The sequence below is a fragment of the Nocardioides sp. genome (genome assembly GCF_036405735.1).
Taxonomy (GTDB): Bacteria; Actinomycetota; Actinomycetes; order Propionibacteriales; family Nocardioidaceae; genus Nocardioides.
On sequence record NZ_DASWXC010000010.1, the window covers coordinates 21,713 to 45,127 of the forward strand.

Annotated in this window: 26 protein-coding genes; 1 reads left to right on the forward strand and 25 read right to left on the reverse strand. The window is 71.2% G+C overall.

Annotated features, from left to right (window positions below; translation table 11 throughout):
* The 25 genes from secF to VGE38_RS01420 all read right to left on the reverse strand — a co-directional run bounded on the left by secF (position 1) and on the right by VGE38_RS01420 (position 22,127).
* A complete protein-coding gene (gene secF / locus VGE38_RS01300; RefSeq protein WP_331140724.1) occupies positions 1 to 1,275 on the reverse strand; it encodes a protein translocase subunit SecF in 1,275 nt (424 codons plus the stop codon).
* On the reverse strand, positions 1,275 to 2,993 hold the full coding sequence (gene secD / locus VGE38_RS01305; protein ID WP_331140725.1) for a protein translocase subunit SecD: 1,719 nt from the start codon (positions 2,991 to 2,993) through the stop codon (positions 1,275 to 1,277). Before secD ends, secF begins: the two co-directional genes overlap by 1 nt.
* Before the next feature lie 3 nt (positions 2,994 to 2,996).
* Entirely contained in the window at positions 2,997 to 3,302 is a 306-nt protein-coding gene (yajC, locus tag VGE38_RS01310; RefSeq protein ID WP_331140726.1) for a preprotein translocase subunit YajC, read from the reverse strand.
* Positions 3,303 to 3,409: 107 nt separating this feature from the next.
* Positions 3,410 to 4,495, reverse strand: a complete 1,086-nt coding sequence (ruvB, locus tag VGE38_RS01315; RefSeq protein WP_331140727.1) for a Holliday junction branch migration DNA helicase RuvB — start codon at positions 4,493 to 4,495, stop codon at positions 3,410 to 3,412.
* Between the two features lie 4 nt (positions 4,496 to 4,499).
* Positions 4,500 to 5,111, reverse strand: a complete 612-nt coding sequence (gene ruvA, locus VGE38_RS01320) for a Holliday junction branch migration protein RuvA (RefSeq protein WP_331140728.1) — start codon at positions 5,109 to 5,111, stop codon at positions 4,500 to 4,502.
* Positions 5,108 to 5,647: a crossover junction endodeoxyribonuclease RuvC gene (gene ruvC, locus VGE38_RS01325; RefSeq protein WP_331140729.1), complete on the reverse strand. Its 540-nt coding sequence runs from the start codon at positions 5,645 to 5,647 to the stop codon at positions 5,108 to 5,110. The genes ruvA and ruvC overlap by 4 nt, the downstream gene beginning before the upstream one ends.
* A gap of 107 nt (positions 5,648 to 5,754) precedes the next feature.
* Entirely contained in the window at positions 5,755 to 6,522 is a 768-nt protein-coding gene (locus VGE38_RS01330; protein WP_331140730.1) for a YebC/PmpR family DNA-binding transcriptional regulator, read from the reverse strand.
* 56 nt (positions 6,523 to 6,578) lie between these two features.
* Positions 6,579 to 7,163, reverse strand: a complete 585-nt coding sequence (pdxT, locus tag VGE38_RS01335) for a pyridoxal 5'-phosphate synthase glutaminase subunit PdxT (protein WP_331140731.1) — start codon at positions 7,161 to 7,163, stop codon at positions 6,579 to 6,581.
* A gap of 27 nt (positions 7,164 to 7,190) precedes the next feature.
* Positions 7,191 to 8,606 carry a signal peptidase I gene (locus VGE38_RS01340; RefSeq protein WP_331140732.1) on the reverse strand — a complete coding sequence of 472 codons (1,416 nt, stop codon included), beginning with the start codon at positions 8,604 to 8,606 and terminating at the stop codon, positions 7,191 to 7,193.
* Positions 8,607 to 8,635: 29 nt separating this feature from the next.
* Entirely contained in the window at positions 8,636 to 9,256 is a 621-nt protein-coding gene (locus VGE38_RS01345) for a TasA family protein (protein WP_331140733.1), read from the reverse strand.
* Positions 9,257 to 9,281: 25 nt separating this feature from the next.
* Entirely contained in the window at positions 9,282 to 9,791 is a 510-nt protein-coding gene (locus tag VGE38_RS01350) for a hypothetical protein (protein WP_331140734.1), read from the reverse strand.
* Positions 9,788 to 10,384, reverse strand: coding sequence for a signal peptidase I (locus VGE38_RS01355; protein WP_331140735.1), 597 nt, complete (start codon positions 10,382 to 10,384; stop codon positions 9,788 to 9,790). Before VGE38_RS01355 ends, VGE38_RS01350 begins: the two co-directional genes overlap by 4 nt.
* A gap of 13 nt (positions 10,385 to 10,397) precedes the next feature.
* Positions 10,398 to 10,976: an alternate-type signal peptide domain-containing protein gene (locus tag VGE38_RS01360; protein ID WP_331140736.1), complete on the reverse strand. Its 579-nt coding sequence runs from the start codon at positions 10,974 to 10,976 to the stop codon at positions 10,398 to 10,400.
* 158 nt (positions 10,977 to 11,134) lie between these two features.
* Positions 11,135 to 11,983: a pyridoxal 5'-phosphate synthase lyase subunit PdxS gene (gene pdxS / locus VGE38_RS01365; RefSeq protein ID WP_331140756.1), complete on the reverse strand. Its 849-nt coding sequence runs from the start codon at positions 11,981 to 11,983 to the stop codon at positions 11,135 to 11,137.
* A 174-nt stretch (positions 11,984 to 12,157) separates the two neighbouring features.
* Positions 12,158 to 12,775 carry a phosphatidylinositol phosphate synthase gene (gene pgsA / locus VGE38_RS01370; protein WP_331140737.1) on the reverse strand — a complete coding sequence of 206 codons (618 nt, stop codon included), beginning with the start codon at positions 12,773 to 12,775 and terminating at the stop codon, positions 12,158 to 12,160.
* A gap of 12 nt (positions 12,776 to 12,787) precedes the next feature.
* Positions 12,788 to 13,558, reverse strand: coding sequence for an inositol monophosphatase family protein (locus VGE38_RS01375; RefSeq protein ID WP_331140738.1), 771 nt, complete (start codon positions 13,556 to 13,558; stop codon positions 12,788 to 12,790).
* Positions 13,555 to 14,103 (reverse strand): HIT family protein, encoded by a 549-nt coding sequence (locus VGE38_RS01380; RefSeq protein ID WP_331140739.1) that lies wholly within the window; start codon positions 14,101 to 14,103, stop codon positions 13,555 to 13,557. Before VGE38_RS01380 ends, VGE38_RS01375 begins: the two co-directional genes overlap by 4 nt.
* The gene (locus VGE38_RS01385; protein WP_331140740.1) at positions 14,100 to 14,816 is read right to left on the reverse strand and encodes a TetR/AcrR family transcriptional regulator; all 717 of its coding nucleotides are present in this window, start codon (positions 14,814 to 14,816) and stop codon (positions 14,100 to 14,102) included. Before VGE38_RS01385 ends, VGE38_RS01380 begins: the two co-directional genes overlap by 4 nt.
* Position 14,817: 1 nt before the next feature.
* Positions 14,818 to 16,509 carry an FAD-dependent oxidoreductase gene (locus VGE38_RS01390; protein ID WP_331140741.1) on the reverse strand — a complete coding sequence of 564 codons (1,692 nt, stop codon included), beginning with the start codon at positions 16,507 to 16,509 and terminating at the stop codon, positions 14,818 to 14,820.
* 55 nt (positions 16,510 to 16,564) lie between these two features.
* Positions 16,565 to 17,608, reverse strand: coding sequence for an AurF N-oxygenase family protein (locus VGE38_RS01395; RefSeq protein ID WP_331140742.1), 1,044 nt, complete (start codon positions 17,606 to 17,608; stop codon positions 16,565 to 16,567).
* Positions 17,609 to 17,739: 131 nt separating this feature from the next.
* Positions 17,740 to 19,656, reverse strand: coding sequence for a threonine--tRNA ligase (gene thrS / locus VGE38_RS01400; protein WP_331140743.1), 1,917 nt, complete (start codon positions 19,654 to 19,656; stop codon positions 17,740 to 17,742).
* Positions 19,657 to 19,685: 29 nt separating this feature from the next.
* Positions 19,686 to 20,333 carry a class I SAM-dependent methyltransferase gene (locus tag VGE38_RS01405; protein WP_331140744.1) on the reverse strand — a complete coding sequence of 216 codons (648 nt, stop codon included), beginning with the start codon at positions 20,331 to 20,333 and terminating at the stop codon, positions 19,686 to 19,688.
* Between the two features lie 124 nt (positions 20,334 to 20,457).
* A complete protein-coding gene (locus VGE38_RS01410; RefSeq protein WP_331140745.1) occupies positions 20,458 to 21,111 on the reverse strand; it encodes a hypothetical protein in 654 nt (217 codons plus the stop codon).
* A gap of 132 nt (positions 21,112 to 21,243) precedes the next feature.
* On the reverse strand, positions 21,244 to 21,846 hold the full coding sequence (locus tag VGE38_RS01415; protein ID WP_331140746.1) for a flavin reductase family protein: 603 nt from the start codon (positions 21,844 to 21,846) through the stop codon (positions 21,244 to 21,246).
* Positions 21,847 to 21,908: 62 nt separating this feature from the next.
* Positions 21,909 to 22,127, reverse strand: coding sequence for a hypothetical protein (locus tag VGE38_RS01420; RefSeq protein WP_331140747.1), 219 nt, complete (start codon positions 22,125 to 22,127; stop codon positions 21,909 to 21,911).
* Between the two features lie 106 nt (positions 22,128 to 22,233).
* On the opposite strand from VGE38_RS01420, the gene VGE38_RS01425 reads away from it, so the two are divergent.
* Positions 22,234 to 23,412 carry a fatty acid desaturase family protein gene (locus VGE38_RS01425; RefSeq protein ID WP_524538537.1) on the forward strand — a complete coding sequence of 393 codons (1,179 nt, stop codon included), beginning with the start codon at positions 22,234 to 22,236 and terminating at the stop codon, positions 23,410 to 23,412.
* Positions 23,413 to 23,415 lie beyond the last annotated feature (3 nt).

Here is a 23,415-nt window from a genome sequence, read left to right on the forward strand (position 1 = left end):
CTAGCTCTTGCCGCGACGCGAGCGCGGCTGCCGGGACGGCTGCTGCCGGCCCGCGGCGCCGCTGTCGCGGACCGGGCCCTTGGCCTGCGGCGCGATGCGCCCCTTGCCGTACGCCGCGGCGGCGCCGCTGCCCCGGGCCGGACCGCGCGAGACCGGGGTGCCCTGGTCGTCGTGGTCGGGGTCCTCGTCCTCGTCGCCGATCTCGAGGTCGCCGTAGTCGACGCCCACGTCCGAGCCCGGCGCCGCCTCGGTGAACACCGGGACCGAGGCGTAGGGGTCGGCCATGGCCTTCGCCCGCGCCTTCGCGCGCCGCTCGGCGAGCACCACCTCGGACTCGTTGGACTTCAGGTGGACCAGGATGCGCGGTGCCACCCAGACCGACGAGAAGACGCCGGCGGCCATGCCGACGAACTGCGAGAGCGCGAGGTCCTTGAGCGAGCTGGCGCCCAGCTGGACCGCGCTGACGTAGAGGATCGCGCCGATCGGGATCAGCGCCACGATGCCGGTGTTGATGGAGCGGACCAGCGTCTGGTTGACCGCCAGGTTGGCCGCCTGGGCGTAGGTCTGCCGGGTCTGCTTCATCGCCGCGGTGTTCTCGCGCACCTTGTCGAAGACGACGACGGTGTCGTAGAGCGAGAAGCCGAGGATCGCGAGCAGGCCGGTGACGGCGGCCGGCGTGACCGGGAACCCGGACAGCGAGTAGACGCCGATCGTGATGACGATGTCGTGGACGAGCGCGGCCAGGGCGGCGATCGACATCTTCCACTCGCGGAAGTAGAAGCCGATGAACAGCATGACCAGGACGAGGAACACCACGACGCCGGTGATGGCGCGCTGGGCCACCTCCTGACCCCAGCTGGCGCCGATCTCGGACGGCGAGATCTGCTCGTCGGTCACGTCGACCACCGAGCGGATCGCCTCGATGACCCTGGCGCTCTCCTCCTCGGTGAGCTCCTCGACCACGATGAGCATGCCGGCCCCGCCGCTGGTGTTGACCTGCGGATCCGCGGCGTTCTCGATGCCGGTGTCGGCGACGGCCTCACGCAGGTCGTCGGCGGTCCCCTGGGTGACCTGCGAGGACTCCAGCCCGTTGAGCTGGTACTGCACGCCGCCGGTGAACTCGACACCGAAGTTGAGGCCACGCAGGACGACGACCAGCAGCGCGACGAGGACGATGGCCCCCGAGACGGCGTACCAGAAGGCGCGCTTGCCGACGAAGTCGATCGACTTGTGGCCCGTGTAGAGCTCGTTGCCGAGCCGGTTGAACTTGCCCATCAGGCCTTCCCTCCCACGGTGGCCGGGGTGCCGGCCGGCGCGTCCATGCCGAGCGTCTCCTCGCTGAGGCCGGACAGCTTCCCGCCGCCGTTGAAGAACTTGTAGCGCGCCAGGTAGGACACCGCCGGCTTGGTGAACCAGAACAGCACGGCGAGGTCGATGAGCGTGGAGAGGCCGAGCGCGAAGCCGAAGCCCTTCACGACGCCCGTGGCGAAGATGTAGAGGACGGCCGCGGACAGCAGCGAGACCACGTTGGCGGCCAGTCGGGTGACCTTGGCGCGGACCCAGCCGGACTCCACCGCGACCCGCATCGACTTGCCGTCGCGCATCTCGTCGCGGATGCGTTCGAAGAAGATGATGAACGAGTCGGCGGTGACGCCCACGGCGATGATCAGACCGGCGATGCCGGGCAGGGTCAGCGTGAAGTTGGCCGTCTCGCTGAGCAGCAGCACCATGGCGTAGGTCCACGCCGCGGCCACGACCAGCGAGGCGAGCACGACCAGGCCCAGGCCGCGGTAGTAGAGCAGGCAGTAGAGCATGACGAGCCCGAGGCCGAAGGCGCCGGCGGTGAGGCCCGCGGAGAGCTGGTCACCGGCGAGCGTCGGGCCGATCACCTCGGCGGAGACGTCCTTCTCGAAGGCGACCGGCAGGGCGCCGTACTTCAGGCTCGTGGCGAGGCTCTCGGCCTCGGCCTGCGTGAAGTCACCGCTGATCTGGGCGTCGCCGACGATGCGGGTCTCGGCCGTCGGGGCCGAGATGACCTGGCCGTCCAGGACGATCGCGAACTGCTGGTTCGTCCCGGCGATGGTGCCGGTCGCGTCCGCGAAGACGTCGCCGCCCGGGCCGTCGAAGCTGAGGGACACGACGTACTGGACGTCGTTCTGCGGGATGCCGGCGGCGGCGTCGGTGACGTTGCGGCCCTCGATGATCGCCGGCGTGAGGAGGTACTTCGCGCTGCCGTCGGGCGAGCAGGTGACCAGCGGCTGGGCCGGGTCATCCACGAGGGTCTGCGGGTCGACGGGGCAGGTGAGCTCGTTGTACTTGGTGATCCACTCGGCCGGCGGGTTGTTCATGAACGCCACCGCGTCGTCGAAGCGGGCCTTGCCGGCGTTGTCACCGCCCTGTGTCGGGGACGGCGACGGCGTCGGCGTCGCGGTAGCGGCGGAGCCTGCGGTGGGCGCCGTGGTGGGCACAGCGGTGGGCGTGGCGGTCGCCGACGGCGTCGCCTCGCCGGCCTTGAGGTACCCGAGCGGGGCCCGAGGAGCCGCCGGCGCGGCCGGGTCGGCGGGCGCCGGGGTGCCGCCGGTCAGGCCCTGGTCCAGCCCGCCCGCCGGCGCGGCGCCGCCGCAGCCGCCGGTGGTGGAGTCGCACGCCACGAGGCGGAACCGCAGCTGCGCCTGGCGCTTGACGGTGTCGACCAGGTCGCGGCGGCTCGGTCCCGGGATCTCGACGACGATGATGTTGTCGCCCTGCGTGGTGACCTCGGCCTCGGTGACACCGGAGCCGTTGACGCGCTGGTCGATGATGCCGCGCGCCTCACGCATGTTCTCCGCGCTGGGGTCACCCTTCGCGATCAGCGTGATCCGGGTGCCGCCCTCGAGGTCGAGCCCCAGGGCCGGCTTCCAGGTGCCGGCGAGCGCGACGAGCCCGTAGGCGATCGCCAGGGCCAGGAAGAACACCACCAGGGTGCGTCCCGGCCGGTAGGCCTTGGCTGCCATGTGTCAGTTCTCCTCCGACCCGGGTGCGCTGATGTCGCCCTCGGGCTCAGGCTTCGGGACGACCCGGCCGATCGCGCCGCGGACGACCTTCACGGTCACCCCGGTCGCGACCTCGACCAGGAGGTACTCGTCGGTGATCTGCTCGATGGTGCCGAACAGTCCCGAGGTCAGCATGACCTCGTCACCGGGCTTCAACGCGGACTGCATCTGCTGGAGTTCCCGCGCCCGCCGCTGCTGCGGCCGGATGAGCAGGAACCAGAAGACGAGGACGATGAGTACGAGCGGCAGGATGGCGCCGAGGTCCGACACGAGTGATCTCTCCGACGAGGTGGGCTGGGCGTGACCGACCCAGATCGGCCGACGCGCAAGCATAGCCGTGCGCGTCGCCGCGTCGGGGAATCGGGCGAAATCGCCTGCTACTCCTGGAAGAGGGGGTCCTGCCCAGGCGTCGACGCCGGTGCGCTCAGCCCGAGATGGGCCCAGGCCGCGGACGTGGCGACCCGCCCCCGCGGGGTGCGGGCCAGGAAGCCGTTGCGGACCAGGAACGGCTCGGCGACCTCCTCGACGGTCTCCCGCTCCTCCCCCACCGCGACCGCCAGCGTGGCGACGCCGACCGGCCCGCCGCCGAAGCGGCGGCACAGCGCGTCGAGCACGGCACGGTCGAGCCGGTCCAGCCCCAGCGCGTCGACCTCGTAGAGGTCGAGCGCACGGCGGGCGAGCTCGAGCGTCACGGTGCCGTCCGCGCGCACCTGCGCGTAGTCGCGCACCCGGCGCAGCAGCCGGTTCGCGATCCGCGGCGTACCCCGTGAGCGCGAGGCGATCTCGGCGGCTCCCTCGTCGGTGAGGGGTACGCCGAGCAGCCCGGCCGAGCGCCGCACGATGAGCTCCAGCTCGCCTGTCTCGTAGAACTCCAGGTGTCCGGTGAAGCCGAACCGGTCCCGCAGCGGCCCGGGGAGCAGTCCCGCACGGGTGGTGGCGCCGACGATCGTGAACGGCGGCAGCTCCAACGGGATGGCCGTGGCGCCCGGACCCTTGCCGATGACGACGTCGACGCGGAAGTCCTCCATCGCCAGGTAGAGCATCTCCTCGGCCGGGCGCGACATCCGGTGGATCTCGTCGACGAAGAGGACGTCGCCCTCGTTCAGGCCCGACAGGATCGAGGCCAGGTCGCCGGCATGGGTGATGGCCGGACCGCTGGTGAGCCGCAGCGGGGCGCTCAGCTCGGCGGCGATGATCATCGCCAGCGTGGTCTTGCCCAGGCCCGGCGGGCCGCTGAGCAGCACGTGGTCGGGCGCCCTGCCGCGCTGGCGGGCGGCTTCGAGCACCAGGCCGAGCTGCGCCCGCACGCGGGCCTGCCCGACGACCTCGTCGAGGCTCTTGGGACGCAGCGCCGCCTCGACGACCCGCTCGTCGCCGTCGGCGTCCGCCGCCGTCAGGCGGCTGTCCAGGTGCGCCGACTCGAGTGCCGACAGCTGGTCGCTCTCCTCCTCGTGGAACGGCATCGGCTCAGGCCTTGCTCAGCGCCTGGAGAGCGGCTCGCAGCAGCGCCCCCACGTCGGGGATCGGCCCCGCCTCGTCGGCGACGGCGTCGACGGCCTTCTCGGCATCCTTGGCGTTGTAGCCGAGTCCCACCAGGCCCTGGTGGACCTGGTCCCGCCACGCGGGAGTGGTCACCGGAGCGCCGTCGGCGAGGCGGGCGGCGGTCGGCGACCCGATCCGGTCCCTGAGCTCGAGGATGATGCGCTGGGCGACCTTCTGCCCGATGCCGGGCACCTTGGTCAGCGTCTTCACGTCGTCGGTGGCGACCGCCGAGCGCAGCGCGTCGGGACTGAGCACGGCCAGCATCGCCTGGGCGAGCTTCGGCCCGACGCCCGAGGCCGTCTGCACCAGCTCGAAGGTGGCCTTCTCGTCGTCGTCGGCGAACCCGAACAGCGTCAACGAGTCCTCCCGCACGACCATGCTGGTGGGCAGCGCCGCCTCCTGCCCGGTGCGCAGGGTGGCGAGCGTGTTCGGGGTGCAGAGCAGCTCCAGACCGATCGATCCGGAAGCCCCACCGACCTCCACGACGGCGCTGGACAGCGACACGGCCGCGACCTTGCCACGGACGAAGGCGATCATCGGGTCCTCCCTGCGGCGAGACGGGCCGTCGCGGCGGCGGCAGCGGCCTCGAGGCGCGCCTGCGCCCCACCCCGCCAGATATGGGTGATGGCCAGCGCCAGCGCGTCGGCGGCGTCGGCCGGCTTCGGCATCGCGTCCAACCGCAGGATCCGGGTCACCATCGCGCCGACCTGCGCCTTGTCGGCCCGCCCGCTGCCGGACACCGCCGCCTTGACCTCCGACGGCGTGTGCAGCGCGACGGGCAGCCCGCGTCGGGCGGCGCAGACCATCGCGATGCCGGCGGCCTGGGCGGTCCCCATGATGGTCGAGACGTCGGAGCGGGCGAAGATCCGCTCGATCGCCACCGCATCGGGCCGGTGCTCCTCAATCCAGGCGTCGACGCCCTTCTCGATCGTGACGAGTCGCTGCGGCACCGGCAGCTGGGACGATGTGCGCAGCACGTTGACGTCCACGAGCGAGAGCGGCCGGCCGGCCTGACCCTCGACGACACCCATGCCGCACCGGGTCAGGCCCGGGTCGATGCCGAGCACACGCATGGGGCGCCCCTCCAGTTCCGATCGAACGTCTGTTCTACGGACGCAACCGTAGCCCGACCGCCACCGATGCGGGCCAGCGACACGCCCCGGGAACGGGCCGGGGGCTGCTAGGCGTCGAGCTCCTCGAGGACCTCGTCGGGGATGTCGGCGTTGCTGAAGACGTTCTGCACGTCGTCGAGGTCGTCGACGGCGTCGACGAGCTTCATCACCTTGGCGGCGGTCGCGGCGTCGGCGACCGGGATGTCCATCGTGGCGACGAACTCGACGTCGGCGGACTCGTAGTCCACCCCCGCCTCCTGGAGCGCCGAGCGCACCGCGACCACGTCGGTCGGCTCGGAGACGATCTGGAAGGCCTCCCCGAGATCGTTGACCTCCTCCGCGCCCGCGTCCAGGGTCGCCTCGAGGACGTCATCCTCCGAGACGCTCCTGCCCTCCTGCTCCTTGGCGACGACGACGACGCCCTTGCGGTTGAAGAGCCGGGAGACCGAGCCCGGGTCGGCCATCGTCCCGCCGTTGCGCGTCACGGCGGTGCGGACCTCCATGGCGGCACGGTTCTTGTTGTCGGTGAGGCACTCGACGAGGAGCGCGACGCCTTGCGGGCCGTAGACCTCGTACATGATGGTCTGGTACTCCGCGCCGCCGGCCTCCAGGCCGCCGCCGCGCTTGACCGCGCGGTCGATGTTGTCGTTCGGGACCGACTGCTTCTTCGCCTTCTGGATGGCGTCGTAGAGCGTGGGGTTGCCCGTCGGGTCGGGCCCGCCCAGCCGCGCGGCGATCTCGATGCTCTTGATGAGCTTCGCGAACAGCTTGCCGCGCTTGGCGTCGATGGCGGCCTTCTTGTGCTTCGTGGTCGCCCACTTGGAGTGGCCAGACATGGGGTCCTCTTCTACTCGCTCGGTCGGCGGCCGATCCTACCGCCGCCGCGGGAGGCTCAGCCGTGCACCAGGTCCAGGAACAGCCGATGGAGGCGCCCGTCCCCCTCGACCTCGGGATGGAAGGAGGTGGCGAGCAGGTGCCCCTGCCGTACGGCGACGGGGTGGTCGGCTGCCTCGGCGAGCACCTCGACCCCTGCACCCACCTCCTCGACCCAGGGAGCGCGGATGAACACCGCGTGGACCGGGTCGTCGATCCCCGCGACGACGAGCTCCTTCTCGAAGGAGTCGACCTGTCGCCCGAAGGCGTTGCGGCGCACGGTGACGTCGAGGCCGCCGAAGGTCTCCTGCCCCTCGGCCCCGCCCAGGATCCGGTCCGCGAGCATGATCATCCCGGCGCAGGTGCCGAAGACCGGCATGCCGTCCTCGATCCGCTGACGGATCGGGTCGAACAGCTCGAAGGTGCGCGCCAGCTTGGCCATCGTGGTCGACTCCCCGCCGGGGATGACGAGCCCCTGACACCCGTCGAGCTCGGAGGGACGTCGTACGGTCCGCACCCCCACGCCGAGCTCGCCGAGCATGCGCACGTGCTCGCGCACGTCGCCCTGGAGCGCGAAGACACCGATGGTCGCGGAGCTGGTCACGACGGGATCGTAGGCGCAGGCGCCTCCCTAGCCGGCGGTCAGGGTGAAGCTGCGGACGATCGTGCTGACGTTGCCCCACGAGTCGGTCGCGCGCACCGTCAGCGTGTACGCGCCGGCCGACGGGTAGGCGCGGTCGGCGAGGTTGTTGCTGCTGGCCGTGTTGAACCAGGCCGTGCCCGCGGCGATCGACGGCTGCCAGCTCGTGCAGTCGCCGGTGTAGGACGTGGTCGTGTCCTGCCAGCACTGGGCGTCCTTCTGCAGCCGGAACTGCACTACGACGCCCCCCGACGCGTCGGAGACGGTGCCGCAGGTGATCCGCTTCTTCGTGCACGCCGTGCTGACCGCCGTCTGCATCGCCGACACCGTGGTGCTGGTGCTGGTCGGAGCCGTCACCGTCAGCACGGGCGGATCGATCTCCTGACACACCGGCTGCGAGCTCTGGTTGTGCCCGGTCAGGAACTTCCAGGTCGTCGGTGGGGCCGTCCAGGAGGCCACGCCTGTCGGACGGGCCACCGCGGTCACGGTGACCATCGCGTCGGCCGCCACCGCGGACGGGTCGTAGCGGACGCTGAGCGTGTTCGGATCGAGCGAGCTGTCCACGGTCGGCGCTGTCGGAGGCGTCGTGGTGACGCCGCTGACCGTGACGTCGTAGGTCAGCGGGACGGCCGTGACCCTCGGCCAAGTCAGGTCGACCCCGCGCAGGCTGGTGGTGCCGGGGACCACGGTGCAGGTGGTGTTAGGCGGGGACGGGACCGTGTATGCCTGCTGGGTCGTGCCGGTGACGCTGGGCGCGTCGGTCCAGGACGCCAGCGTGGAGGCCGACCGGTGCTGCAGCACGAGCCCGGAGACCGCGGCGACGACGAGGAGCGGCACCACGGCGCCGGACCGGCCGGCGCGCCGCCGCCACGGCGTCCTCCCCCGGCGCCGGTGGCCTCCCGCCGGACGGCGCTCGTCGGACCGGCGCTCGTCGGGCCAGGGTCCACCGCCTGCCGGACCGCGCAGCAGCACGGAGAGCAGGAAGGCGGCGTACGCGCCGAGCAGCGCCATGCCGGCCGGGCTGGTCAGCCATCCCACGGCGTAGCCCACCCAGGGCAGGTGGAACAGCACGACGTCGGCGTGCGTCACGCGGTACGGCGCGGCGTCGACCACCTTGTTGGCGTCCCCCTTGAGCCGGAGGATCGCCGCGCCGGGGACCCGCTCGACCGCGTGGATCCGGTGGGTGACCCGGGCCCCGGCGGGAGTGGGGACGGAGACGATCTGGCCGCGCTCCAGGTCCCGGGCGGGGACCTGGTGGGAGATCGCCAGCGCGCCGGTGCCGATCGTCGGCGACATCGACCCCGACATGAAGACCAGCGGCCGCAGCCCGAACAGCAGCGCCGCGAGGGTGACGACGATGCACAGCAGCCCGGCGACCGCCCCCACGGTGAGGACGGTCTGTCGCACGCCCGTCGCGAGACGGGACGACCGGCCGGTCACGAGAGGTCCGAGGTGCCGGTGAACGTGAGGACGACATTCGAGACCGCGCCCTGGAGGGTCGTGGACGCGTTCGCGTCGAGCGTCACCTGGACACACACGGTCTCGCTGGCGCCTGCGGCCAGCTGACGCCCGGTCGCGAGCAACGGCCCGTTCAGGGTGGTCTGCGAGCCGGGCAGCGCGCTGCCGGCGCAGGTGGCGAACGGCGATGTCCCGGTGACGGTCGCGTCACCGGTGACCTTGACGACGAGGCTGCCCCGGAGGTTCTTGCCGTCGGCGTCGGTGGCCGTCGAGCCAGCGGTGTACTTCAGTGCCGCGGTCCCGGCGTTCGTGACGGTGAGCACGCCGGCGACCGAGTTGCCCGGGACCATGGTGGAGATGCTGAGCGTGGTGTAGCCGGTGACCGCATCGCTGCCGTTGACCTTCAGGTCGATGGTGGCGGCCGTGAAGGTCGTGCCGCTGACCGCCGTCGCGTCCGACCAGTGGGCGAAGGTGCCGGTGACGCACGCCGAGAGCACCACACCGAGCCCCAGCGCGGCCCGGATCCGGACGGACACGAGGGCATGGCGCAGGAACCCGCGCCGCGCCGGGCGCACCGCCCGCCTCGCCTTCGTCCCCATGGTCGCTCGTCCCCCCGTGCGCCGTTCAGTGCCGCGTCGATCGCAGCCGCACCCGCAGGTTGAACGGCTGCTGTCGACGCATCGTCGAGTTTCCTGCCTGTGGATGCAGCTGCACCCGCACCCAGACCCGCTTCACACCGCCGGGCCGGAGCCGGACGTTGAACATCCACCGGCCCCGTGGCCGGGCGATCCGGACCCAGCGCTGGCGCGTCTTCACGAAGAAGCGGAGATCGCCCGCCCGTACCAAGGTGTGCCGGTCGTCCATCGCGAGGCGGACCGACAGCCGCGCCTGCCCCTCGCCGCGGTTCTTCACGTAGAAGCTGTGCGTCGCGGTGTCGCCCGGCACCCAGACCATCCGGCTGTCGAACAGCGGCCCCGTGAGGTTCCGCTGCCAGTGGTGGCCGTCGTGGCTCACGGCGACCTTCGACCAGCGGCGTGGTGCGGCCTCGGACGGGCCCACCAGTGCGGCTCCCAGCGCCAGCGTCGTCAGCAGGACGACGAGGCCGCGGGACCGCCGTGTGCCCGGCGAGGTCATGACCCTGCTCCGCCCTCCACCGGCCGCTTGCGCCGACGGTCGCGAACGGCCCCGACCCACTGGGCGAGGGCGTAGCCGGCCAGGCCCACCGCGATCAGCCCGACCAGGACGCGGCGCTGCGCCGGCGAGACCGATGACGTCGCGTAGCCGACGTACGGCACGGCGTACCAGAGCCGGCCCCGCACCTGCTCCGGCAGCACCCAGGCCCGGTCGGCGGCGCTGTTCGCATCGCCCTTGGTCTGCCAACGCACGTCGCCCGCACCGTCGTAGCCCACCGAGAGCACGCGGTGCGTCACCACGGTGGGGTCGCCCGAGCGGAGCTGGTAGGTGATGACGTCGCCGGCGGCGATCGTCGACGGGTCCACCTGCCGTACGGCGACCAGCGTGCCCGGCGGCAGCTCCGGGCGCATGGAGCCGGTCTCCACGACGTAGGTGGTGGCCCCGGCGAGGCGGGGCACGACCAGCGTGACGAGGAGCAGCGCGCCGATCGACAGCACGACGAGCCAGGACACGACCTGGCCGAGCCAGGAGACAGCCCCGCGCGTACGCCGGCGGGGCTTCTCCTCGACTGCGGCGTCATTCCCCCCGGTCATGACGGCCATGGGACTAGACGTTCGGGTCGAGCTGCGTCGCGGTGAGCGTGACGTCGTCGAGCAGGGCGACCCCGGTCTGCGAGTCGTTCGTGGCGGCCACGAAGTCGAAGACCACCGTCACCGTCGCGCGGTAGGTCTTCGAGGCCGCCCCGTCCACGGTCGTGACACCGTCGACCACGGTCGAGTTGTCGGACGTGTCCTTCCAAACGGCCGTCGGGACGAGCTCGTCGTCGAGCGTGGTGGTCGCATCGGTCAGGTCCGGCGTACTGACACCGAGCTGGACCTTGATGTTGGTGCCGACCGTCGTGAGCGTGACATCGCAGACCTTCACGATGGTGTCGCCCGGCACGACCGTGTGGCTGGCCGGGTCGAAGACCTCGCCGTCATGGATTCCGCCGGAGAACTCCCACTCGTGGGTCCCGGCGCTCGTCGCGTCGTCGCAGACCGGCGTGTCCATGGTGATGCTGCCGGAGTTGATCGTCGCTCCGGCGATCGTGCCGGTGCCGGTCCAGAACGCCAGCGTCCCGGCGCCACCGAGCATCAGCGTGCCGGCCGCCAGTGCGGCCAGCGCCCCCTTCGTTGCCTTGTTCATGCCTTCCCCCCTTGGAAGTCACTAGGCGCGTGGGGCCATGGCCCGACGCCCCACGCGGACTCTCCACCACCGGGGGTCGGCGAGGTCGCGACTTCTCAGGGTTTGTAGATGACTTGACGACAAACTGTGGACGAACGGCGTTCGCCGAGGGGCGCTCGTTACCAGCCGCGCTCGGCCAGCCGGTGCGGCTGGGGCAGCTCCTCGACATTGATGCCGACCATCGCCTCGCCGAGGCCGCGGGAGACCTTGGCGACCATGTCGGGGTCGTCGTGGAAGGTGGTCGCCTTGACGATCGCCTCGGCCCGCCGGGCCGGGTCACCGGACTTGAAGATGCCGGAACCGACGAAGACGCCCTCGGCGCCGAGCTGCATCATCATCGCGGCGTCGGCCGGGGTGGCGATGCCACCGGCGGTGAACAGCACGACGGGCAGCTTGCCGTTGGCGGCGACCTCGCGGACCAGCTCGTACGGCGCCTGCAGCTCCTTCGCCGCGACGTACAGCTCGTCCTCCGAGAGCGAGCCGAGACGCCGGATCTCCTTGCGGATCGTGCGCATGTGGCCGACCGCGTTCGAGACGTCGCCGGTGCCGGCCTCGCCCTTGGAGCGGATCATCGCCGCGCCCTCGGTGATCCGGCGCAGCGCCTCGCCGAGGTTCGTGGCACCGCAGACGAACGGCACGGTGAACGCCCACTTGTCGATGTGGTTCTCGTAGTCGGCCGGGGTCAGCACCTCGGACTCGTCGATGTAGTCGACACCGAGCGACTGCAGCACCTGGGCCTCGGCGAAGTGGCCGATGCGGGCCTTGGCCATCACCGGGATCGAGACCGCCTCGATGATGCCGTCGATCATGTCGGGGTCGCTCATCCGCGAGACGCCGCCCTGGGCGCGGATGTCGGCGGGAACCCGCTCCAGCGCCATGACGGCGACCGCGCCGGCGTCCTCGGCGATGCGCGCCTGCTCGGGCGTGACGACGTCCATGATGACGCCGCCCTTGAGCATCTCGGCCATGCCCCGCTTCACACGGCTGCTGCCGACGATGGGGCCGGCGGCCGTGTGCTCGATGCCGGTGTCGATGCTGGTGCTGGTGTCGGTGCTGGCCTGGGGTCCGGTGCTGCTCATGGGTTTCATGCTAGGTCCGCTCGCGCGGGCCCGACGCCACGGGGGCCGTCCGTGGACCAGGTTTTACCCGGCCTGCTGGGCGAGCGCCTGCTGGCGCACCACCCAGATCCGCTGTCCGACCGTCACCGTGCTGGCGATCGCGAGCACCCACAGGGCGGCGTACATCAGCGGCGGGAAGTCGAAGATCGCCGAGAGTCCGGTGAGCACCAGCACGGTGACGAGCCGGTCGGCGCGCTCGGCGATGCCGACCTGCGCCTGGAAGCCGAGTGCCTCCGCACGGGCACGGGCGTAGGACGTCACCGATCCCATGACGGTGCACACCAGGGCGAGCACCAGATAGAGCCGGCTGTCGCCCGGCCCGGCGAAGTACAGCGCGAGGCCGCCGAAGATGGCCCCGTCGCCGATGCGGTCCAGGGTGGAGTCGAGGAAGGCGCCGAAGGAGGAGCTGCGCCCCTGACGGCGTGCCATCGCCCCGTCGACCAGGTCGCTGAAGACGAACGCGGTGATGAACAGGACCCCGGTCAGCAGGCGGCCCTGCGGGAAGAACACCAGCGCCCCGACGCACACGCCGACGGTGCCGACGAGGGTCACCGCGTCCGGGCTGACCTTGAGCTTGATGAGAAGGGTCACGACGGGCGCGAGGACGACGCCCTGCCAGAACGCCTTGAACCTGTCCAACATGGTGGCGTCAGGCTAGCGGGTCAGCGCGGCGCAGATCTCATCAACGGCTGTCGGCGCTCCGGCGACGGCCCAGGTCCGGCCCGCGGCCGCCACCTCTCGGGCCGTACCGCCCGCACCGAGGACCAGCGCGGCACCCGGCAGCCGGTCCCACGGCGGCACCGAGTGCTGACAGCTGGCGTGGAGCCGGCCCTGAGCCACCGCCGTGAGGTCCATGGAGCCCGAGCCCAGCATCCGCAGGGTGGCGGCGCGCGAGGCCACCGTGGTGAACGCGTCACCGACCGCGTCGCCGAAGAACGGCGGGTGGAGGTACGTCGTCAGGCACGACTCGCTCAGCGGACGGTCCGCGATCGGCTCGATCGGGACGCCGTTGCGGGTCGAGGGCAGCCCCGGGCCGCCGACGTAGAGCGCGTCGTCGGCCGGGTGGTAGATCGCCCCGAGCAGCAGGTCCTCGCCGTCGGTGAGGGCCAGGGCGGAGCACCACCACGACAGGCCCTGGACGAAGTTGTAGGTGCCGTCGACCGGGTCGATCACCCAGGTGCGGCCGCTGGTGCCGGGCGACGAGGCACCTTCCTCACCCAGGACTCCGTCGGCCGGCCGCTCGCTCGCGAGCCGGCGCACGACGATCTCCTCCGCCGCCCGGTCGGCGGCGGTGACGACGTCGGTGAGCGAGGTCTTGGTCTCGGTCTCGACGCCCTCGTGTCGCATGCGCAGAGCGAGCCGGCCGGCGGCGCGGACCAGCTCGCCGGCGAGCGTGACGTCCGCGGGGTCGGGAACGCGGGTCATGCCGGCCAGGCCCGGGCCAACAGGTCCCGGGTGTCACCGAGCAGCTCGGGCAGCGTCTTGGTGCGACCGATGATCGGCATGAAGTTGGCGTCGCCGACCCAGCGCGGCACGACATGCTGGTGCAGGTGCGCGGCGATCCCGGCACCGCCGGCGACGCCCTGGTTCATGCCGATGTTGAACCCCGGCGCCCCCGACACCGACCGCAGCACACGGAGCGCGGTCTTGGTCAGCTCGGCCATCTCGACGGCCTCAGCATCGGTCGTGTCGACGTACTCCGCGACGTGACGGTAGGGGCAGACCATGAGGTGACCCGCGGAGTACGGGTAGAGGTTGAGCACCACGAAGGCGAGCTCCCCGCGATGGACGACGAGCCCGTCGGCGTCGTCGAGACCGGGGATCCGGCAGAAGGGGCACTGCTCCTCGCTCGGGTCCTCCGGCTTGCTCTCCCCGCGGATGTAGGCCATCCGGTACGGCGTCCAGAGCCGCTCGAGCGCGTCGGGCTCCCCCACGCCGTCCTGCACGTGGGTCGCGACGGGGTCGGTCACAGACCGGCTCCGGGGACCACGGGGACGATGTCCTGGATGGGCTGCGCGGGATCGATGGTGACGCCGAAGGAGCGGGCGTGGCCGTCGACCACGAACCACACCGACTGGCTGACGAGTTCGATGAGCATCTCGGGACTCAGCCTACGGTCCGGCTGGAAGAGCCAGTTGCGCACCGAGGAGAACACGCCGCCCACGACGCCGTGCACCAGCGGGTCGAGCACGTCGGCCAGCTGCCCGTCGGTGACGCCACCGAGGACCTCCAGGCCGAGCGCGATCACCTCGCGGACCTGGTGCGCGATGCGCGCCAGTCCCTGCTCCAACGGACCGCCGCCGTGCTCGCCGTCCCGCTCGTGGTCGGCGAGGCGGTGCAGGGCCGGGTGGTCGACCGCCCAGCGGACGTAGGTGCCGACCGCCCGCCGGATCACGTCCGGCACCGTGCCGTCGAGGGCCAGCGACGGCACGAGCTGCTGCCAGACGTCCTCGAGGATCTGGGCCTGCACGGCTCGGTCGAGGTCGGCCCGGTCGGCGAAGTGCCGGTAGATCACCGACCGGTTGAGGCCGGCTCGCTCGGCGATCCGGGCGACGTTGACCTCGGCGCCGGGCTCGCCGTCCTCCACCACGGCGATGGCCGCGGCGATGATCTGGCGCCGCCGCTCGGAGTTGTGCTGCCGCCAGCGCGCCTGACGCCCGTCGCCCTGCCCCCCGGCGGTCATGTCACGCCCGGACCCGGAGCCTGCTGACGTTGCGCACCAGTCGGGTCGGCGAGTAGAGCGCGCCGGTTCGCTGCTCCCGGGCGATCCGCCGCATCTCCTCGACGTCGACGATCTTGACCCGGGGACGACCCGAGTCCTGTCCTCGCCGGCGCTCCTCGCGCTCGATGGCCTGCCAGCCCGCCAGGTCGACGACCTCCGGCTGGCGCCTGCGGACCATCGCAGCGATGGTCGCGGCGTTGCCGGCGGGCTCGGCGTAGTCGCCCTTGTCCAGGTCGTCGAGCACCTGCTCCACCGTCTGCTCGGAGTCGGTCTTGTTGGTCCCGATGAAGCCGTTCGGCCCGCGCTTGACCCAGCCCGAGACGTACACCCCGCGCGAGACTCGGCCGTTCTCGTTCGGCACGACGCCCCGCGCCGCGTCGTACGGGAGGTCGGCGACCGGCAGTCCCTTGTAGCCGACCGCACGGAGCACGATCCCGGCCTCGATGACCTCGGTCTCGCCGGTGGCCACGGCGCGCGTGGTGCCGTTCTCGTCCACCTCGAGCCGGTTGCGCGACACCTCGACCCCGGTGACCCGCTCGTCCCCGAGCACCCGGATCGGTGAGGCGAGGAAGCGGAGCACGATGGTGCGCTTCGCAGGGTCGAACGGCTTCTCGGCGAGGTCACGCAGGAGACGGGACTTGGTGTCCTCCCCGGTGATCGGGACGCCACCGGTGTCCACGACGACGTTGATGTCGTCGTGGCCGGCCAGGCCCACGAGCTCGGGCACGGTGAAGGCGGCCTCGGCCGGGCCGCGCCGGCCGAGCACGACCACCTCGCGCACGGAGCTGCGCCGCAGCCGCTCCAGCGGCAGCGTGGCGATGTCGGTGGACTCCAGGTGGGCGACGTCCTCGGTCAGCAGTCGCGCCACGTCGAGGGCGACGTTGCCGTTGCCGACCACCACGACGCGCCCCGACGCCACCGTGTCGAGCGGGATGAACAGGTCCTGCTTGTCCGGATGGCCGTTGTACCAGGCGACGAAGTCGGTGGCCGACAGCGAGCCGACCAGGTCCTCGCCGGGCACGGCCAGCGGCCGGTCGGCGGCAGCGCCGACGGTGTAGATCACCGCGTGGTAGTGCGCCGCCAGCTCGGCGTGGAGGATGTCCTTGCCGACCTCCACCCCGAGGAAGTAGCGGAAGCCGGGCTGCCGCTCGATCTCCTTGAAGAGCTTCTGCACCTGCTTGGTGTGCGGGTGATCGGGAGCGACGCCGAAGCGCACCAGGCCGTACGGCGTGGGCAGCCGGTCGTAGACGTCGACCGTGATCTCCGGGTGGGTCAGCAGCTCGTCCGCGGCGTACATGCCGGCCGGGCCGGCGCCGACGACGGCGACCCGGAAGGGGCCCTCGTTGAGCAGCCGGCGCTGCGGTGGGACCAGCGCCAACGGCGTCCGGTCGGCGTGCGGGAAGACCTGGTAGTACTCGGCGTTGAGCGCGAGGAACGGCTGCTGGGCCGGCGTCAGCGTCGTATGGGGCACGATCGCGTCAGCCGGGCACGCCGTGGTGCAGGCCCCGCAGTCGACGCAGTAGTTGGCGTCGACGTAGAGCATCTCGGCCTCGGCGAAGCCGGGCTCGCCGGGGGCCGGGTGGATGCAGTTGACCGGGCAGGCCAGGACGCAGGAACCGTCCGAGCAGCAGGACTGGATGACGACGTGAGGCACGTAGGCGGCTATCTAGGTGACGCGCGGACGCGGTGGCGGACGGGACTGCTGACGGTCAGTGCGTGGCGGAGGCCGGCTCGCCCCGGAAACGGGCCGGCTTGCCGTCGATGCCCACGGCCTTCCAGATCAGCTTGGTGACGGGGTTCCGCAGGCCGAGGTCGTCGGCGAGCATGCGGACGTCGGTGAACATGTCGCGCAGCGTCTTGCGCGAGTCCGGCGAGTCCCACCAGATCTCCTTGGCGACCTGGTCGGGAATGCCCATGTCGCGCCGGGCCTGCTTGCTGGGGACCATGATCACGTCGCACAGGCCGCGCATGATGATCGGGTACAGCACGGCGAGGATGTGCTTGCGCACCGGGTCGAGCCTCGGCACGTGGTGCTCGAGGTACTGGTGCGCGAACCCGATGTGGCGCGCCTCCTCGGCGATGTGGATCTGCATGATGCGGTCGATCAGCGGGTGGCTGCCGCCCGCCCGCATGACGCTCTTCTGCAGGTGGTCGATGGGCTCCTCGCCGGCGAGGATGCCGACGAAGAAGGCCTCGGGGAACCACGCGCCGGCGGAGGTGATCAAGGGAACGATCAGCTTGAACGGCGTCGACGCCCCGGCGACCTGGACCCCCGTGACCTCGGCGAACCGGTTCACGGCCTCCTGGAACATCTGGGTGTGGTGAGTCTCCTCGGTCACCTCGTGGGTGGCGTAGCGGAACTCCGGGTTGTTGTCCTCCATCCAGATCAGCCGCTGCATGACGCCGGCGACGAGCACCTGCTCGAACTGGCGGCCCACCTTGGCGATCTGCGCGTAGCGGTACATGCCGATCTCGATCTGCCGCTGGCGGGGCAGCGCCTTGTACCAGGGGTGCCGGCCGATCTCGTCGGCGTCGTTGAGGATGAACCGGTCGTCGTCGAGGAAGACGGCCATCGCCGGGTCGTCCCAGGCGATGTCCTTGAAGGCGTCGAAGTGCTGGTCGACCGAGGCCTGGGAGAGCGTGCGCAGGGTGTCGTAGTAGTCCTGCCTGCCCTGCGGCACGTGCTGCCCGGCCTGGGCCTGCTGGGACTGCCCGTGCTCGCGGTGCTTCTTCTCGGGCTGAACGGCGGTCATGTCGCTCACCTCTCGACGTTGAACGTAAGGACGTGACCCACGTTACTAGGACGGCTGTCCCACTTACAAGAGTTAGCGCGACGTGGCGTCACAATTATTTCGCACCCCGCCGCCCGGCCAGCGATCTGGCCTCACACCTGCACGTGGGTCTCCACGGCCGACACGACCCGCGCCACCGCGTCCTCGACGGAGACGCCGTTGTCCTGGCGTCCGTCGCGGTAGCGGAAGGAGACCGCACCGGCAGCCACATCATCGTCCCCAGCGATGAGCATGAAAGGGATTTTCTGCAACTGCGCGTTACGGATCTTCTTCTGCATGCGGTCGTCGGAGTGGTCCACCTCGACCCGGATGCCGGCCTTCGTGAGCCGTGCGGCCACCTCGTCGAGGTAGTCCGCATGCCGTTCGGCGACGGGGATCGCCACGACCTGGACGGGAGCCAGCCACGGCGGGAAGGCGCCGGCGTAGTGCTCCACGAGCACCCCGAGGAAGCGCTCGATCGAGCCGAACTTGGCGGAGTGGATCATCACCGGCTGCTGCTTGGAGCCGTCGGGGGCGACGTACTCCAGGCCGAACCGCTCGGGCTGGTTGAAGTCGTACTGGATCGTCGACATCTGCCAGGTGCGGCCGATCGCGTCGCGCGCCTGCACCGAGATCTTCGGCCCGTAGAACGCCGCGCCACCCGGGTCGGGGACGAGCTCGAGGCCGGAGTCGGTGGCGACCTGCTCCAGAATCATGGTCGCGGTCTCCCACTGCTCGTCGGTGCCGATGAACTTGTCGCTCTCGGGGTCGCGCGTCGACAGCTCCAGGTAGAAGTCGTCGAGGCCGAAGTCCTTGAGGACGCCCAACACGAAGTCGAGCAGGTGCTTGATCTCGGCCGGCGCCTGCTCCGGGGTCACGTAGGAGTGGCTGTCGTCCTGCGTCAGGCCGCGGACGCGGGTCAGGCCGTGGACGACGCCGGACTTCTCGTAGCGGTAGACGGTGCCGAACTCGAACAGGCGCAGCGGGAGCTCCCGGTAGGAGCGACCGCGGCTGGAGTAGATCAGGTTGTGCATCGGGCAGCTCATCGCCTTGAGCTGGTACTTCGCACCCTCCAGCTCCATCGGCGGGAACATCGTGTCGGCGTAGTAGGGCAGGTGGCCCGAGGTGTGGAACAGGCCGTCCTTGCTGATGTGCGGCGTGCCGACGTACGAGAAGCCCTCCTCGATGTGGCGCCGGCGGACGTAGTCCTCCATCTCGCGCTTGATGACGCCGCCCTTGGGGTGGAAGACCGCGAGGCCGGAGCCGAGCTCGTCGGGGAAGGAGAACAGGTCCAGCTCGCGACCGAGCTTGCGGTGGTCGCGCCGCTCGGCCTCCTCGATGCGGTGCAGGTGCTGCTCGAGGGCCTCGGCGGACTCCCAGGCGGTGCCGTAGATGCGCTGGAGCTGCTTGTTCTTCTCGTCGCCGCGCCAGTACGCCGCCGCGCTGCGCATCAGCTTGAAGGCGGGGATCCGCTTCGTCGTCGGGAGGTGCGGGCCGCGGCAGAGGTCCTTCCACGCCACCTCGCCGTTGCGGTCGAGGGTGTCGTAGATCGTCAGCTCGCCGGCGCCCACCTCGGCGGAGGCGCCCTCGGCGGCATCCGCCGCCGAGCCCTTCAGCCCGATCAGCTCGAGCTTGTAGGGCTCGTCGGCGAGCTCGACGCGGGCGTCGTCGTCGGTGGTGACGCGCCGGGAGAACTTCTGGTTGGCCTTGATGATCTTCTTCATCAAGGACTCGATCTTGGCGAGGTCCTCGGGCACGAACGGCGTCGGCACGTCGAAGTCGTAGTAGAAGCCGTCCTGGACCGGCGGCCCGATCCCGAGCTTGGCCTCGGGGAACAGCTGCTGCACCGCCTGCGCCATCACGTGCGCGGTGGAGTGGCGCAGGATGTCGCGGCCGTCGGGGCTGTCGATGGCGACGCCCTCGACGACGTCACCGTCCGCCACCTCGGTCGCGAGGTCCTTGAGCTGCCCGTTGATGCGGGCCGCGATGATCGAGGGGTCGTCGACGAACTGCTCCCATGCCTTGGTCACGGGCGCGATCGTAGCCCTCGCGCCACCACCTACGCTCGTGGGTTGGCGCCGCGACGGCGCGCGTGCAGCGTCGAGTCGTGGACGTCGACGCTGGCGCCGTCGCGCACCATCGTCCGCGGCCGCTGCTCGGCCGCGAGCACCTCGAAGTCCTCCGGGAGCCCCGGCAGCAGCTCCTCGGCGAGGAACATCGCGCGGCGGTGGCTCTCGCTCAGGTGGGTGAAGGTGTCCGAGGGTGCGTGGCCGACGACGAGGAGATGCCCGCCCGGCGCCACCGCCTGCGCCAGCCGGCGCGTGACGTCGACCATGCCGCCGTCCGGCGGGTGCAGGAAGTGCGTGGTGACCAGGTCGTAGCGCCGGCCGTCGGCCGCGAACGTGCGGGCGTCGACCTGCCACCAGTCGACGCGATCGCCGACACCTGCCTGCTCCGCGTGCCGGGCGGCCCTGGCCAGGCCGTTGGCCGAGAAGTCGGCGCCCGTGACGCGCCAGCCCTGCTGAGCCAGCCAGATCACGTCGCCGCCCTCGCCGCAGCCCACATCCAGCGCGGCCCCGGGCGTCAGCTCGGACACCTCGACGACCAGCTGGGCGTTGGGGTTGCCGCTCCAGATCGGCTCCTCGCCGGCGTACCGCTCCTCCCAGGCGTCGGGCTCGAACATCTCCTGCGCGTCGTGTCGGCTCATGCCACCAGCGTGCCGCGGCGCGCGCTGGACGCCCAGCGTCGTTGCCGTTGCGGCAAATGCCCGAGACCCCGCACGGAGGCAGGGCGTCCGTACGGGGTCTCGGTGCGGGTGGTGAGTCGCGGGCTCAGCGCACCGCGCTCAGCGCCAGCTTCGTCAGCTGGATCGACTGCGGGATGGAGGGCGCCGTGCCGTCCATCGACATCGCGCTGGCGTAGACGACGAACTTGCCCGAGCGCACGAAGAGCGTGTTCCCGATGACGGTCTGACCCGAGTACGTGGCGGTGGTCTGGTAGCCCCAGCGCTCGTTGCCGAGCTTGAAGCGGATCGGCTTGATCTTGGCCTTCACCTTCTGGCCGTCGATCGTCGGCGTCGCGACCGGGCACTTCTTGGTCGAGGCCGAGGAGGAGTGCAGGTACTTGATCGCGGCCTTCGCGGTCGGGAACCGCATCGCGGAGACGAAGACGCCCGGCCGGGCACCCGTCATCAGGTAGGAGGTCGGGTCCTCGTAGTTGACCGGAGCCGAGTACGACGCGGTGCGGGCGCTCGCGCCCTTGATCGGCTTGCCGGGCTTGCACTTCTTGCCGGGGCCGAGCACCTTGCTGGTGCTCTCCGAGGACGTGCCGCCGGCGAAGTGCGGGTAGACGGTCGCGACCTGGGCCACGGTCGGGACGCCCGGTCCGTTGACCGCTGCGGTGGCGGAGGTCGTGAGGGCGGGGGCGGCGAGGGTGGCGGGAACGACCAGCGCGATCAGCGCGCGCGTGAGCCAACGCTTGGGCATGAGGTTCTCTCTTCGGGTTGGGGATGGTCCGCGGCCGGGACCGGCGCGACCTACGTTGCCGGCCCGGGCTTGCGACGGGCTTGCGGCTGGCTTGTAGCGGCGACACCCCGAAGCGGTTCACCGCCGGGCGGGTCAGCCGAGGCTGCGGTACGCGCTCCTGAAGAAGACCAGCGGGTCGTCGGCGTCGCCGACGGTGAGTTCCTGCACCCGGCCGACGACGAGGTAGTGGTCACCGGCCTCGTGGACGGCCTCGATGGTGCAGTCGATCCACGCGAGGCTGCCGGTCAGCTGCGGATCGCCCAGTGCCGAGGACGACCAGTCCACTCCGGCGTACTTGTCGGCGCCGGTGCGCGCGAACTGGTTCGAGACCGCCTCCTGCCGGGCGGAGAGCAGGTTGACGGTGAAGTGGCCGGCGTCCTGGATCAGCGGCCAGGCCCGCGACGTCCGCGCGGGGACGAACATGACCAGTGGCGGCCGGAGCGAGACCGACGAGAACGACTGGCAGGTCAGCCCCACCGGGCCCGCCCCCGTCATCGCGGTCACGACCGTCACCCCGGAGCAGAACCGGCCCAGCACGTCGCGGAAGCCGCGCGCCTCCTGCTCCTCCTCTGCGGTGGTGGCCGCGTCCGCGGGCGGCAGCGGCGAGAAGTCGAAGCTGCCCTGGAAGGAGTCGATCAGCGCGCGTGGCAGCCGAGCCGGCGCGGCGTCGGCCGACACGTCCTCTGGGGTTCCCACACCACCATGGTGCCCGTTGGCCCGTGCGACCGAGCTCGCGGCCCCACGCCGAGACGGCCCGCTCAGAGCTTGGCGAGCCTCGCGAACGGGCTGGCGATGCGGATGAGCTGCGGGCGGAAGTCGACCGTCACGGCCTGTGCCTCGACGCTCACGACGCGCCCCATGCCGTAGGAGTCGTGCGAGACCATCTCGTCGACCTCGAACTGCAGGATGACCGGCTCGGGGTCGGCCTGGAAGGGACTGCTGGCGAGGTGGCGGCGCCGGGGCGCTGAGGTTGTCATCGACCCCAGTATGCGCCCCCGGCGGCCGGTCGGCGAGTTCCCGGCGGGCCCGCGAACCACGACCTCCGACGCGGACCCCGATGTCCGCCGGTGGGTACCGGGCGGCGTGACCACGCACACCGCACCTCCGCAACAGCCCGCCCACGCCACAGGACCGGCCCGCCCCGGCGGCCTGACGACCGCCGAGGTGAGGGAGCTCGGCCGCCGGCTGGACGCGATCCGGCAGGAGGTCCTCGACAGTCGCGGCGCACGCGACGCGGCGTACATCCGTCGTGTCATCACGGTGCAGCGGGCCCTCGAGGTCGGCAGTCGGGTCGTGCTTCTCGGCAGTCGCCACAAGGCGGCATGGCTGCTCGGCACGACCGGCCTCGCGGTGGCGAAGATCCTCGACAACATGGAGATCGGCCACAACGTCCTGCACGGCCAGTGGGACTGGATGCGCGACCCGAAGATCCACTCCAGCACCTGGGACTGGGACCACGCCTCGCCGCCGGAGCAGTGGAAGCGCGCCCACAACGAGGTGCACCACACCTTCACCAACATCGTCGGTCACGACAACGACCTCGGCTACGGGATCATGCGCGTGGACGAGGCCCAGGAGTGGCGGCCGCGCTACCTGGTGCAGCCGGTCTGGAACCTGCTCACCGCCTGCATCTTCGAGTGGGGCATCGCGATGTACGACCTCGACCTCGGCGACCACCTCCGCAACCGGCGCCCGATGTCTCCGGAGAAGAGGCGGGAGGCGTTGCGGACGCTGCGCAAGGTCGCCCAGCAGCTCGCCAAGGAGTACGTCGTCTGGCCGGCGCTCTCCGGCCGCGGCTGGCGCTCGACGGCGACGGCGAACGCCACCGCCAACCTGGTCCGCAACGTGTGGTCGCACTCGGTGATCATGTGCGGTCACTTCCCCGAGGGCGTCGAGGTCTTCGAGCTCGACGAGCTCGACCCGACCGAGAGCCGCGGGGACTGGTACCTGCGCCAGATGCTCGGGTCGGCGAACATCTCGGGGTCCAAGGCGATGCACCTGATGACCGGCAACCTCTCCCACCAGATCGAGCACCACCTCTTCCCCGACCTGCCGAGCAACCGCTACGCCGAGATCGCGCCGCGGGTCCGCGCGGTCTTCGCCGACTACGGCCTCCCCTACTGCGCCCGACCGCTGGTCGCCCAGGTCGGGTCCGCCTGGCATAAGGTCGTGCGCCTGGCGCTGCCCAACGGCTGGCTGCGCGAGACGCGTCGCGACAACCTGCTCCCCCAGCTGCGCAAGCTGCGCGGACGCCCGGCCTGAGAC